The 13,197-nt window shown below is 71.6% G+C and carries 12 protein-coding genes; 9 read left to right on the forward strand and 3 right to left on the reverse strand.

The genetic code is table 11. From position 1 onward, the window contains the following. Positions 1-9 precede the first annotated feature (9 nt). Together IO39_RS50270 and IO39_RS04755 are read right to left on the reverse strand one after the other, a co-directional pair. A complete protein-coding gene (locus IO39_RS50270) occupies positions 10-873 on the reverse strand; it encodes a CHAP domain-containing protein (protein ID WP_052422442.1) in 864 nt (287 codons plus the stop codon). 181 nt (positions 874-1,054) lie between these two features. Then, the gene (locus IO39_RS04755) at positions 1,055-1,825 is read right to left on the reverse strand and encodes a PP2C family protein-serine/threonine phosphatase (protein ID WP_043616445.1); all 771 of its coding nucleotides are present in this window, start codon (positions 1,823-1,825) and stop codon (positions 1,055-1,057) included. Positions 1,826-1,902: 77 nt separating this feature from the next. Here IO39_RS04755 and IO39_RS04760 point away from each other — a divergent pair, with 77 nt between their 5' ends. The 7 genes from IO39_RS04760 (at position 1,903) to IO39_RS04790 (ending at position 10,350) form a co-directional block, all read left to right on the forward strand. Then, positions 1,903-3,786, forward strand: coding sequence for an N-6 DNA methylase (locus tag IO39_RS04760; protein WP_043616810.1), 1,884 nt, complete (start codon positions 1,903-1,905; stop codon positions 3,784-3,786). Positions 3,787-3,826: 40 nt separating this feature from the next. Then, positions 3,827-4,717 (forward strand): serine/threonine-protein kinase, encoded by an 891-nt coding sequence (locus IO39_RS04765; protein ID WP_043616449.1) that lies wholly within the window; start codon positions 3,827-3,829, stop codon positions 4,715-4,717. Between the two features lie 177 nt (positions 4,718-4,894). After that, on the forward strand, positions 4,895-6,196 hold the full coding sequence (locus IO39_RS04770) for an ABC transporter substrate-binding protein (RefSeq protein WP_043616453.1): 1,302 nt from the start codon (positions 4,895-4,897) through the stop codon (positions 6,194-6,196). Beyond that, positions 6,193-7,155 carry a carbohydrate ABC transporter permease gene (locus IO39_RS04775; protein WP_043616456.1) on the forward strand — a complete coding sequence of 321 codons (963 nt, stop codon included), beginning with the start codon at positions 6,193-6,195 and terminating at the stop codon, positions 7,153-7,155. Before IO39_RS04770 ends, IO39_RS04775 begins: the two co-directional genes overlap by 4 nt. Then, positions 7,152-7,955 (forward strand): carbohydrate ABC transporter permease, encoded by an 804-nt coding sequence (locus IO39_RS04780; protein ID WP_043616459.1) that lies wholly within the window; start codon positions 7,152-7,154, stop codon positions 7,953-7,955. Before IO39_RS04775 ends, IO39_RS04780 begins: the two co-directional genes overlap by 4 nt. Then, on the forward strand, positions 7,952-9,322 hold the full coding sequence (locus tag IO39_RS04785) for a GH1 family beta-glucosidase (RefSeq protein WP_043616462.1): 1,371 nt from the start codon (positions 7,952-7,954) through the stop codon (positions 9,320-9,322). The genes IO39_RS04780 and IO39_RS04785 overlap by 4 nt, the downstream gene beginning before the upstream one ends. 32 nt (positions 9,323-9,354) lie before the next feature. Further along, positions 9,355-10,350 (forward strand): LacI family DNA-binding transcriptional regulator, encoded by a 996-nt coding sequence (locus tag IO39_RS04790; RefSeq protein ID WP_043616465.1) that lies wholly within the window; start codon positions 9,355-9,357, stop codon positions 10,348-10,350. 67 nt (positions 10,351-10,417) lie between these two features. Here IO39_RS04790 and IO39_RS04795 read toward each other — a convergent pair whose 3' ends face one another. Continuing rightward, a complete protein-coding gene (locus IO39_RS04795; protein ID WP_043616468.1) occupies positions 10,418-11,008 on the reverse strand; it encodes a TetR/AcrR family transcriptional regulator in 591 nt (196 codons plus the stop codon). Positions 11,009-11,102: 94 nt separating this feature from the next. Between IO39_RS04795 and IO39_RS04800 the strand changes: the two genes are divergently transcribed. Then, entirely contained in the window at positions 11,103-12,299 is a 1,197-nt protein-coding gene (locus IO39_RS04800) for an MFS transporter (RefSeq protein WP_052422443.1), read from the forward strand. Between the two features lie 33 nt (positions 12,300-12,332). After that, positions 12,333-13,133 (forward strand): hypothetical protein, encoded by an 801-nt coding sequence (locus tag IO39_RS04805; protein WP_052422444.1) that lies wholly within the window; start codon positions 12,333-12,335, stop codon positions 13,131-13,133. Positions 13,134-13,197: the final 64 nt, after the last annotated feature.

Below are 13,197 nucleotides of genomic sequence, written 5' to 3' on the forward strand. Positions count from 1 at the left end.
TCGGCGGTCTCAGTCCGGTTCGTAGGGTCTGTGCCTCCTGGCGGAGGGGGGCTTGGCCTCCGGGGGCGCGCCCACGCGGGCCGGAGCCCTGCCGCGCGGCACGCTCTCGTCGCCGGCCGTCCGGTCGCCGGCCGTCCGGTCGCCCGCCGTCCGGTCGCCCGCCGTCCGGTCGCCCGCCAGGGGGTTCCTGGGCGACGGGACCCGCGCGGGCGGCGGAGTCCCCTGAGGACGGGGCGAGCGCCAGGGAAGCCAGGCCAGCCGGCGGTGGGTGCCGCGGCGGCGGCCCGTCACGCGGAGCGAGAGCACGACGGTCATGAGCACCATGAAGGCCAGCAGCGCGGGCGGGGTGCCTAAGACGTCCAGCGGGGAGCCGTGGCCGGTCTCCGGGCGCGGCGGGCCCACGAACGGCCGCTCGGTCGAACGGATCTCGTCCTGCCGTTCGGCGTTGGCCTTGACCAGGCGCGGGATGCCGTACCCGACGACCTTGTCGGTCTCCCTGGTCTTGCGCTTGAGCCACACGCGATCGACGTTCGCCTCGATGGTGTGGATCTTCTTGCCCTCGACGCGCTCCACGATGCCCACGTGGTCGATGCCCTTGTAGCTCTTGCCGCCGCGCCAGTCGTAGAAGACCAGCGCCCCCGGCTCGGGCCGCTGCGTCCAGGCGTCCCGCTGGATGAACCAGGCCGCGTGCGAAGGCGTCCAGGCGAACTCTCCGACGTATTCGGAGAGGCCGGCCTTGTTCGCGGCCCAGGCGAGGAACATGTCGCACCAGGGCGCGTCGCGGTACTGGGTGTCTTGGACACGATCCGCGTACCACTGGCCGAACTTGGTGAACTGGCCGCTCTTCTCCTTGTAGCCGAGTTCCTGCCGCACCGTCTTCAGCAGCTCGTCCGCGATCGGGTCCAGGGTGACTCCTCCCAGAAAACCGACAAATCACGATGGACTGTAGTAGCGCCATCGCGAAATTGCGCGCGTCAGCAGGAAAGTGTCTGGATATGTGGCGAAATCGAGGCTATGTGACTGGTGTGACCATGGGGACTCGCTACTACGTACGCTAGGAGCCCGCGCCGACCCGGTAGACGCCCACGTCGCCCGCGCCCGGCGCGACCACGTCGGCCACGATCACGGTCACGTTGTCGGGAGAGCCGCCCTCGTTGGCCAGGTCGATCAGCCGCTGGACGGCCGCCGCCGGCTCTGCCACCGTGGTCAGCACCTCGTGCAGGATCTCGGGCCCGAGCACGGTCGTGAGCCCGTCGGAGCAGAGGAGGTAGCGATCATCGGGCTCGGCCTCGCGCAGCGCCATGTCGGGCTCCGCCCGGCCCTCGCTGCCCAGCACGCGCAGCACCATCGAACGGCGGGGGTGCACCGCGGCCTGATCCTCCGTTATCCGGCCTTCGTCCACCATCGACTGCACAAGTGTGTGATCCTTGGTCATCTGGTAGAGAGCACCATCGCGAAGCAAGTATCCGCGGGAGTCACCGAGATGAGCCAGGGCGAACCGGTAACCGTCCCAGAGCATGGCGGTCACCGTGGTCCCCATCCCCCTGCGCGCGGGGTCGATGTCGGTCAGCTCGACCAGCCTGCGCGCCGCCTCGTGCACGGCGCCCTCCAGCGCCGCCTCCAGGTCGGAGCCCGTCTCGGGAAGCGTGGCATCCAGCTCGCGCATGACGGCGATCGCCGCCGAGCTCGCCAGCTCGCCGGCCGCGTGTCCACCCATCCCGTCAGCCACCACGAGCAACCGGCCGCTCGCGTAGCCAGAATCCTCGTTCTGCTCCCTGCGACGGCCCACGTCTGATCCGGCGGCATAGCGGATGTTGTGCTTCATACCCTGCAGTAAATCATTGGTTGAAAGACTTCACAAGCAGATGCGCTGAAGACTCGATGTGAACTACTGTGGACTTCATGAGCCACGACCCGACCGTCAACGCCGGGGACATCGCCCGGCTCGCCGGTGTCGGGCGTGCCGCGGTGAGCAACTGGCGCCGTCGCCACGACGACTTCCCCCAGCCCATCGGCGGCACCGCCAACCAGCCGCTGTTCTCGCTGCGGCAGGTCGAGTCCTGGCTGCGTCGCTATGGGAAGTCCTACCAGGTCTCCCTGGGAGATCGCGTCTGGCAACGCCTGAAAGCCGCGGGCGATTTGCGCCTGGGCGAGCTGGTGGCCCAGGCGGGAGCCCTCCTGACCAGGGCCGCGACCTCCACGACCGGCGGCCCCGGCGGGGCTCCCGACGACGCCGCACGGCTCCCCGCCGGCCCCGCGCCGGCGACCGGGGGCTCCGGTCCCGAGGGGGACGGCCTGGACGAGCTGGTCCGGGGGCTGGGCGAGCTCGACCGCGAGCTGGCCGGCCTGGTGCTGGAGCTGGGCGCGGAGCTCGGCCCGCAGGCCGCGTACGAGTTCCTGTGCGAGCGCTACCTCGAAGCCCACTCGCGCCGCCTCTCCGTCACCCGGGAGGACGTCGCCGGGCTGATGGTCCGGCTCGTGAGCGCCGGCGGCGGCGAGACCCTGCTCGACCCCGCCTGCGGCGTCGGCACGCTGCTGCTCTCCCCCGCCCGCCCGGCGAAGGTGCTGGGCCAGGAGCTGAGCGAGACCTCGGCCGCCATCACCGCCGCCCGGCTGCGGCTGCGCGGCGTCGAGGCCAGGGTCGTGGCGGGCGACTCCATGCGCGCCGACGGCTTCGCCGGCGAGCGGGCCGACGCGGTGGTGTGCGACCCGCCGTTCAACGAGCGGGCCTGGGGCTACGAGGAGCTGACCGGTGACCCGCGCTGGGAATACGGCCTGCCGCCGCGCGGCGAGCCGGAGCTGGCCTGGGTGCAGCACTGCCTGACCCACGTCCGGCCGCGCGGCCTGGTCGCCATCCTCATGCCCCCGGCCGCCGCCAGCCGCAGGCCGGGCCGGCGCATCCGGGCCAACCTGCTGCGCGCGGGCGCGCTGCGGGCGGTGGTCGCGCTGCCCGGCTCCGACCTGTGGCTGCTGCGCCGCCCGGCGGCCGGTGAGCGCCCGCCGTCGGAGGTGCTGATCCTCGACGCCACGGCCGACCTGTCGGTGGTGGAGCCGGCCTGGCAGGCCTACCTGGAGGACCGTTCCGACCAGACCGTGCGCATCATCGACCTGCTGGCCGACGAGGTCGACATGACGCCGGCCCGCCACCAGCGGCACGACGACGTGGGCCGGGCCTTCGCCGAGGCGCGCGACCGGTTCCTCGCGGCGGCCGCCGTGCCGCCGGACCTGAAGGTGCTGGAGCAGCCGCTCGACCAGCCCGCCACCACGCTGGGCGACCTGATCAAGGAGGGCCTGGTGACCACGTCGCAGGCGCCGGCCAGGATGGCCGCCGACGGGGGCGAGATCCCGGTCCTGACCCCCGACGACGTGCTCAACGGCCGCCCGCCGTCCGGGCGCACGGCCATGCAGCAGGGCCTGGTGCTGATCCGGCCCGGCGACGTGGTGGCCTCCTACTCCGCCGTACGCGTGATGGAGGACGGCGGAGGGGCGGCGCTGGGGCCGCACCTGACGCTGTACCGGGTCGACTCCCGCAGGCTCGACCCCGACTTCCTGGCCGGCTTCCTGCGGGCCGCAGGCGGGCGGGTGACGACCGGCTCCAGCAGGTTCGACGTGCGCCGCACCCGGCTGCCCCGGCTGTCGCTGAAGGAGCAGAAGGCGTACGGGGAGGCGTTCAGGCAACTGGCCGTGCTGGAGGACGCCATCAGGGAGACCTCGTCCCTGGGCCAGACCTTGATCAGGCTGGGCCTCGACGGCCTCGCCGACGGCCATCTGCACCCGCAGTCCTGACGGTGTAGCTTTGCCCGGAAAGGCTGCGGGAGGGGGGTCAATGGTCATCGGCGACCGCTACGAGCTCGACGACCTCCCCCTCGGGCAAGGCGGCATGGGAGCCGTCTACGCCGGACACGACCGCCACCTCGACCGCCGGGTCGCGGTGAAGCTGCTGCGGCTGCCCAGCGGGCCCGATCACGAGCTGGAGCGCAGGTTCATCCGCGAGGCGCGCATCCTGGCCCGGCTGGAGCATCCCGGCGCGCCCGTCCTGTACGACTTCGGCACCCACGAGCAGCGGCTCTACCAGGTGATGCAGTTCATCGAGGGCGTCACGGTGGCCGACGTGGTGCACGAGCACGGCCCGCTGCCGGTGCCGTGGGCGGCGGCGATCGCGGCCCAGGCGTGCGCGGTGCTGTCGGCGGCGCACGCCCTGTCGATCTGCCACCGCGACCTCAAGCCGACGAACCTCATGCTCTGCCCCGACGGCAGCGTCAAGGTGCTCGACTTCGGCCTGGCCATGCTGCGGGAGTCCGACGTCACCACATTCACGAGGATCGGGCAGATCCTGGGCACGCCGGCGTACATGGCGCCCGAGCAGATCCAGCACGGCGTCGCCGAGCCGCGCAGCGACCTGTACTCCCTGGGCTGCGTGCTGCACGAGATGCTCAGCGGCCGCCAGCTCTTCACCGGCCCGACCGACTACGTGGTCTTCGAGAAGCAGGTCAAGGAGCGCCCGCCGGTCATCCCGGGGTTGCCGGAGCCGCTGAGCGCGCTGCTGGCGCAGCTGCTGGAGAAGCAGCCGGACGACCGGCCGGCGGACGCCGACGAGCTGTACGAGCGGCTCGACCCGTTCGCGGTGGACCTGCCCATGCTGCCGGGCTTCCTGGCCGAGGCGCCGAGCCCGGGCCGCATGTACGCCCGCATGGCCGGCCGCGCCCTCACCGGCTGACCCCGGCCCCACCCGCCCGCCGGCCACCCTCCGAGAGGGGCGGGGATCGTTGAACGCGCTCTCTCGGGTAACCCGGATCGTTATCCGACCTCCGTTGACAGGGGCATACGGGCTCCAACAATCTCATGAGAGAGCGCTCTCTCATCCATTCCCGAGAGGTAACCCAGGAGGGTTTCCATGACCCCTCGCATCCGGCGGTTCGGCCTGCCCCTGCTCACCGCGTCCCTCCTCGCCCTGGCGACGGCGTGCGGCGGCGGCGCCGACGGCGGCGGGACCGCGGCCGAGTCGAGCGCCCAGCCCGGAGAGAAGATCAAGCTGACCATCGGCCTGTTCGGCGACTTCGGCTTCAAGCCGCTCTACGAGGAATACAAGAAGACCCGCCCGAACATCGAGATCGTCGAGAACGTCACCCAGTTCAACGACCACCACAGCAACCTGGTCAAGCGGCTGGCCACCAACGCCGGCGCCGGGGACATCGAGGCCGTCGAGGTCGGCTACATCAGCACCTTCACCGCCCAGCCCGGCAAGTTCACCGACCTCAAGCAGTACGGGCTGGACAAGCGGCAGGCCGACTATCTCGACTGGAAGTGGCAGCAGGGCCTGAGCAAGGACGGCTCGCAGGTGCTCGGCCTCGGCACCGACGTGGGCGGCCTGGCCATGTGCTACCGCAAGGACCTGTTCAAGAAGGCCGGGCTGCCGGACGAGCGCGAGGAGGTGTCGGCGCTCTGGCCCACCTGGGAGGACTACATCGCGACCGGCAAGAAGTTCGCCGCGGCGGACGTGGCCGGCGCCAAGTTCGTGGACTCCCCCGGCGAGATCTTCCGCGCCATGGTCAACCAGGCCCCGGCCGGCCTGTACGACGCCCAGGACAACATCATCGTCGCGTCCAACCCCGACGTGAAGAAGGCGTGGGACCTGTCGAACCAGCTCACGCAGGAGGGCCTGACCGCCAAGCTGGCGGCCTTCTCCCCGCCGTGGAACACCGGCTTCGCCAAGGGCTCGTTCGCCACGATCATCTGCCCGGCCTGGATGACGGGCTTCATCCAGGAGCAGGCCAAGGACTCGGCCGGCAAGTGGGACATCGCGACCGTGCCCGGCGGCTCGGGCAACAGCGGCGGCTCGCACCTCATGGTGCCCAAGCAGAGCAAGCACCCGAAGGAGGCGGCCGAGCTGATCGACTTCCTCACCTCCAAGGAGAACCAGGCCAAGGTGTTCAAGGAGGAGGGCACGTTCCCCTCCATCCCGGCCCTGTACGACGACCCCTCGATCCAGAACTTCACCAAGCCGTTCTTCGGCGACGCCCCCATCGGCAAGATCTACTCCGACGCCGCCAAGGCGCTCAAGCCGCAGCACCTCGGCCCCAAGGAGGGCGACGTGCGGGTGGCCATCGGCAACGGGCTCGGGCGCGTCGAGCAGGGCAAGCAGACGCCCGACGAGGCGTGGGCGCAGGTGCTCGAGGACGTCAAGAAGATCAAATGAGCACCCTTCCCCTCGCGGTCCCGCGACGGCGTAGGCGCGGCGTGCGGCACACCCTCGACGTGAGGGTGTCGCCATACGCCTACGTGGCCCCGTTCTTCCTGCTGTTCTGCGCCTTCGGCCTGTTCCCGCTGGTCTACACGGCCTGGGTGAGCCTGCACGAGTGGACGCTGCTGTCGGAGACGCAGGAGTTCGTCGGGCTGGGCAACTACACGACGCTGCTGGCCGACTCCTACTTCTGGAACGCCACCTTCAACACCCTGTCCATCGGCGTCCTGTCGACGGTGCCGCAGCTCGCGCTGGCCATCTGGCTGGCGCACCTGCTCAACCGGCGGCTGCGCTTCCAGACGTTGTTCCGGGTCGCGCTGCTGCTGCCCAACGTCACCAGCGTGGTGGCGGTGGTGGTGATCTTCAGCCAGCTCTTCGGGCGCGACTTCGGCATCATCAACTGGATGTTGTCGTGGTTCGGGGCCGGGCACATCGACTGGGCGGCGGGCACGGCCAGCTCGCACGTCGCGCTCTCGGTGATGATCATGTGGCGCTGGACCGGGTACAACGCGCTGATCTTCCTGGCCGCCATGCAGGCCGTGCCGCGCGAGCTGTACGAAGCCGCCACCCTCGACGGCGCGAGCAACCTCACCCAGCTGCGCCGCATCACCATCCCCATGATCCGGCCGACGATCATCTTCGTGGTCATCGTCTCCACGATCGGCGCGATGCAGGTCATCGCCGAGCCCATGCTGTTCGGGCAGAGCAGCGGCGGCGGTGGCGGCATCGCCACGGGCGGCCCCGACCGGCAGTTCCAGACGCTGGCGCTGTTCGTCTACGAGCAGGGCTTCGCCAACTCGACCTTCGACTTCGGCTACGCCTCGGCGGCGTCGTGGCTGATGTTCGTGGCCGTGGTGCTCGTCGCCGGGATCAACTTCCTGATCACGCGCCGGGTGAAGGGCGGGCTGGTATGAGGCTGCGTTACCTGACCCTGATCGCGGTGGCCTTCTTCTCGGCGTTCCCCCTCTACTACAGCGTCGTGGTGGCCTCCCGGCACAACTCCGCGCTGGCCCAGGTGCCGCCGCCGCTGCTGCCCGGGGGCAACTTCCTCGCCAACGTCTCCCGGGTCTTCGACACCGTGCCCTTCGGGCTGGCGCTGCTCAACTCGTTCGTCGTGGCCGGGTCGATCTCGGTGGCGGTGATGTTCTTCTCGACGCTGGCCGGGTTCGCCTTCGCCAAGCTGAGGTTCCGGGGCAGGAACGCGATGCTGGTGATCACGGTGGCGACCATGATGGTGCCGGCCCAGCTCGGCATCATCCCGCTCTACATGCTCATGGTGAAGCTGGAGTGGACCGGCACCACCTACGCGCTGATCGTGCCCGCGCTGGTCAACGCGTTCGGCGTGTTCTTCATGACGCAGTACCTCTCGCGCGCCCTGCCGAACGAGCTGCTGGAGGCCGGGCGGGTGGACGGGTGCTCGACCTGGGGGCTGTTCTGGCACGTCGTGCTGCCGGCCGCGCGGCCCGCGGCGGCGGTGCTGGGCATGCTGACGTTCATGTCGGCCTGGAACGACTACTTCTGGCCGCTGGTCGTGCTGACCCCCGACAACCCCACCGTGCAGGTGGCCCTGTCCACCCTGGCCAGCGGATACGTCAACGACTACGTGCTGGGGCTGGCCGGTACGGCGATCGGGACCCTGCCGCTCGTGGCCGTGTTCGCCCTGTTCGGCAGGCAAATCATCGGTGGAATCATGCAAGGAGCTGTGAAGGGATGATCTTTCCCGAGAACTTCGTCTGGGGCGCCGCGACGGCCTCGTACCAGATCGAGGGGGCGGTCAAGGAGGACGGGCGGGGCCAGTCGATCTGGGACACCTTCTCCCACACCCCCGGGAAGGTGGTGGACGGCGACACCGGCGACGTGGCCTGCGACCACTACCACCGCTACCGGGACGACGTCGGGCTGATGCGCGGGCTGGGGCTGGCGGCCTACCGGTTCTCGGTGGCCTGGCCGCGGGTCCAGCCGGACGGCGCCGGCTCGATCAACCCCCGCGGCCTGGCCTTCTACGACCGGCTCGTGGACAAGCTCCTCGCCGCCGGCATCTCTCCCTATGTCACGCTCTATCACTGGGATCTTCCGCAGACCCTGGAGGATCGCGGCGGCTGGACGAACCGCGACACCGCCCACCGCTTCGCCGACTACGCCCAGGCGGTCCACGACCGGCTCGGCGACCGCGTCGCCGACTGGGCCACGCTGAACGAGCCCTGGGTGGCGGCCTTCCTCGGCTACGGCAACGGCGTGCACGCGCCCGGCCGGCGCGACCCGGCCGCGGCCCTGCGCGCGGCGCACCACCTGCTGCTCGGCCACGGGCTGGCGGCGCGGCGGCTGCGCGCGGCCGGCGCGAAGCGCATCATGCTCGTCGTCAACTCCTCCCCCGTGCTCACGCCCGCCCAGGTCAACGACCCCTCGGCGGCGCCCGGCGCGGCGGACGCGGCGGCCGTGCACCGCATCCACGCGCTGCTGACCAGGCAGTTCCTGGACCCGGCGGTGCTCGGCACGTACCCGGAGGAGGTGCTGGAGGCGGCGGCGCGCAACGGCGGTACCGGCCACCTCCAGGACGGCGACCTGGCGCTGATCAACGCCCCGATCGACCTGGTCGGCGTCAACTACTACAACCCGTGCGTGGTCGAGGCGGGCCCCGGCCTGCCCGCCGACGCGGCCTGGCCCGGCTCGGAGGGCGTCAGGTTCGCCGCGGCGGACGCCCCGACCACCGCCATGGGCTGGCCCATCGTGCCCGACGGGCTGTCGCGGCTGCTCATCCGGCTCTCCCAGGACTATCCGCGGGTCGGCCTCATGGTCACCGAGAACGGCGCGGCCTTCGACGACGTCGTGGAGGACGGCCGGGTGCACGACGACGAGCGGGTGGCGTACCTGGACGGGCACCTGCGCGAGGTCCACCGGGCCATCGAGGCGGGCGCGGACCTGCGGGGCTACCTGGTGTGGTCGCTGCTGGACAACTTCGAGTGGGCCGAGGGCTACCGGCGGCGCTTCGGCATCGTGCACGTGGACTACGCCACGCAGGAGCGGGTGCTCAAGGACAGCGCCCTGTGGTACCGGGACGTGATCGGCAGAAACGGCCTGTAGATTCGTTCCGTGCTCTCCCCTCTGGTGCAGACATGAGACGCCCGACCCTGGAGGCGGTCGCCGCCCGCGCGGGCGTTTCGCGCGCCACCGCCTCGCGGGTGGTCAACGGGCAGACGACGGTGGCGCCGCACATCCGCGACGCCGTGCTGCGCGCGATCGACGAGCTGGGCTACGTGCCCAACTCCGCCGCGCGCAGCCTCGTCACCCAGCGCACCGACTCGGTCGCCCTGGTCGTGAGCGAGCCGGGCACCCGGGTCTTCTCCGAGGACCCGCTGTTCTCCACGGCGATCAGGTCGGCCCTGGTGGAGCTGGAGGCGATCAACAAGCAGGTCGTGCTGATGCTGGCGTCCTCGCCCAAGAGCCACGCCAGGGTGGAGCGCTACATCGCGGGCGGTCACGTCGACGGCGTCATGCTGCTGTCCATGCACGGCGCCGACCCGCTGCCGTCCGCGCTGTCGCGGCTGCGCGTGCCGGTGGTCTCCTACGGGCGGCCGGCCGTGCCGGTGGACATCCCGTTCGTCGACAACGACAACGTGGGCGGGGCCGAGGCCGGGGTGCGGCACCTGGTGGAGACGGGGCGGCGCCGGATCGCCACGATCGCCGGGCCGCAGGACATGATCGCCGGGCAGGACCGGCTGGCGGGCTACCGCAACGTGCTGCGCGACTCCGACCGCCGCTCGATCGTGGCGGTCGGCGACTTCACCCGCGAGTCGGGGGCGGTCGCGATGCGCCAGCTCCTCGGTGACGACCCGGGGCTCGACGCGGTGTTCGTGGCCAACGACCTGATGGCGGTCGGGGCGCTGCAGTCGCTGCGGCAGGCGGGGCGGCGGGTGCCCGACGACGTGGCGGTGGTGGGCTTCGACGACATCGAGGCGGCGAAATACACCGAGCCGCCGCTGACGACGCTGCGGCACCCGATGATGGAGCAGGCGGCCGCGATGGTCCGGCTGCTGCTCAACCTGTTCGAGGGCGGCCCGACCGACCCGATCATCCTGCCCACGGAGCTGGTGGTCAGGGAGTCGAGCTAGGCATGTCCCGCCGAGGCGATCGGCCCGGCCCGGCGCGCCGGGCCGGTGATCCGCGCGGGGAGCGGGGTCACGCCTTGGGGGCGGCCAGCTTCATGGCGGCGCGCATGAGCCCCGCTCTGGCCGTGTCCGGGGTGGCCGGTTCGTCGGCGTGCATCATGCGGGCCATCTGGGGGACCGCGTACCACCAGCCCGCCAGGGCCAGGATGAGGAAGGCGAGGTCGGCGGCCGGCAGGTCGTCGCTGATCAGGTTCGCCCGCTGGGCCCGGGCGAACGCCGCGACCTTGGTGCGGTAGTAGTCCGTACGGGTTTCCTCGTCGGGCACTTCCGGCAGGTCGAGCAGGCCCTCCCAGAGCAGCAGCCGGGTCAGCTCGGGGTGCTCGGCGTGGTAGTCGTACACGGCGGCGGCGTACGCGGCGACGGCTTCCGGCCCGTCCAGGTGCTCCAGCGGCACGGCGGCCGCGACCTTGTTCAGCTCGTCGGCGAGCACCGTGGCGAAGAGCTGGGACTTGTCGCCGAAGTAGGTGTACAGGCGCTCCTTGTTGACGCCGGCCCGGCGGGCGATGCGCTCCATGGTGGTGCCACCCGGGCCGTGCGCGGCGAACTCGGCGACCGCGGACTCCTTGAGCCGGCGTTTGGTCTCGGCGGTGTTCCAGGCCATGCCGGGAAGCATATCCAACGCTAGCGTTGCAATTTGCCGAGGGCGCGCTAGAGTGAATTCCAACCCAAACGTTGGAGTTGGAGATCTGAATCCCATGTCCATCACCCGGAGCGCGCCGCGCACACTCGTGGCCGGACCTGCCGCCCCTCCGGCGGGCGCCGTTCCCCTCCTGGCCGCCACCGCGCTGGTCGTGCTCGCGCAGCTCTACGTGTCCATCCCGCTGCACCAGCCCGTGGCCGCCGACCTCGGTCCCGCCGGCGCGACGGCCGCGCTCGCCGCCGGCTACTCGTTCGCGTACGCGCTGGGCTTCCTGATCTACGGGCCGCTGTCGGACCACTACGGACGCCGGCGCATCCTGGTGTACGGCCTGTTGATCCTCACGATCGCGACATTCGCGGTGAGCCTCGCCCCTTCGACGGGCGCCCTCGCCGTCTTACGAGCCGTGCAAGGGCTGGCTGCCGCCACATTCGCGCCGACCGCCCTGGCGTACCTCGGCGAGGCGCTGCCCCCCGGGCGGCGGGCCGCCGCCATCGGCGCCCTCTCGGTCGCCTTCCTCACCGCGGGCATCCTCGGCCAGCTCGCCGCCACCGCCACCGCGGCCGTCGCCGGGTGGCGCGGCACCTTCTCCCTCAGCGGCCTCCTGCTCGCCGCCCTCACCGCGGCGTCCTTCGCCGTCATCCGCGAGCCCGCCGCGGACCGGCCCCGCCTGCCCCTGCCCGCCCGTTACGCCGGTCTCGTACGATTCGCGCTCCGGCCCCGCTCCCTGCTCCTCGCCCTCGGACATCTGGTCGTGCTGGGCGGATTCGTGGGGATGTACAGCCTGCTCGGCCCGCACCTGGCCCTGGCCGGTCTCACCTCGGCCGACATCATGCTCGTACGAGCCGCCGCCCTGCCCGCGATGCTCTGCTCGCTCCTCGCCGGCCCGCTGGCCGTTCGCCTCGGCCCGCGGCGTACCGCGCTCACCGGCTTCGTCCTGGCCTCCGCCGGGCTGGCGGCCGAGAGCATGCTCGGTGGGTCGCTCCCGGGCCTCGTGGCCGCCAGTGTCGTCTTCGTCGCCGGGGTCGCCGTCCTCGTCCCCACGATGATCGCGCTGTGGGGCGAGGCCGCGCAGCCCGCCCGCGGCGTCGGAATGGCGGTCAACGGATTCGTGCTCTTCCTCGGCGCCGGGCTGGGCTCCTACGTCACCGAACTGCCGGGCGGCTTCGGCGGGGCGCTCGGCATCGTGTCCGCGCTGTACCTCGCCGCCGGGCTCGCCGTTCACGCGTCCCGCGCCTCCGGCCTGCGCCGATGACCTGTCCCGTACCACCGATCGAGGAGTTGACCCATGCCACGACTCAACGCCGCCGCCCTCGCCGGGATCGCCGTCGCGGTCCTCGCCACCTCCGGAGGAGCCCTGGCGGTCTCCTCCGCCGACACCGTCCCCCCGGCGGCTGCCGGACCCGCCCCCACCAGCCATGAGGAGACGCCCATGCCGGCCACGACCACCCACGCCGGACAGGACACCGCGGCCGTCGAGCCGCCGGCCGCGGACGTGAGCCGCGCCCGGCGCCTGGAGGCCGCCGCGCTGAACGGCACCGGCCTCCGCGTCCCCGCCGGCTGGCCGATCGTCGGCGTCCGCGAGGAGCGGCACGACGGCCGCGACGTCACCGTGATCCGCCACCAGCCCGGCGGTCACCGCCTCGGCGGCCCCCACGCCAGCGTCGTCCTCGACGCCGACGGCACGATCCTCGGCTTCACCCGCCTCCAGCAGGCCCTCGACGGCCCGCTCAGCAGCCCCCGCCGCGCCGAGGAGATCGCCCTGCGCTTCCTGCGGCAGGTCGCCCCCGACCACGCCAAGGGGCTCACCGTCAACTGGGTGGCGCGACACGACGAGACCGTGACCCGTCCCGACGGCACCACGGAGACGATCTCCGGCACCAAGGTGAAGACCCGCCACGACAACGGGCTCTACACCTGGGTGATCGTCGGCCCGGACGAGACCGTGATGACCTACGAACGTGACATCGCCTGGGATTCGGGCCAAGGCCGCCGAGGCACCCAGATGTGGCTGCACGACTCCTGGATCGCCGCCCACGAGGGAACCGGCCCCCAGCCCGCCGCCCCGTACGCACGTGCCACATCCTGACCCGGGGCCGGTGCGGAGGCGGCGGGCCGGGTGATGGCCTCCCGTGGCGCGACGGGGTGGCCGG

It is taken from the genome of Nonomuraea candida (assembly GCF_000725485.1).
GTDB lineage: Bacteria > Actinomycetota > Actinomycetes > Streptosporangiales > Streptosporangiaceae > Nonomuraea > Nonomuraea candida.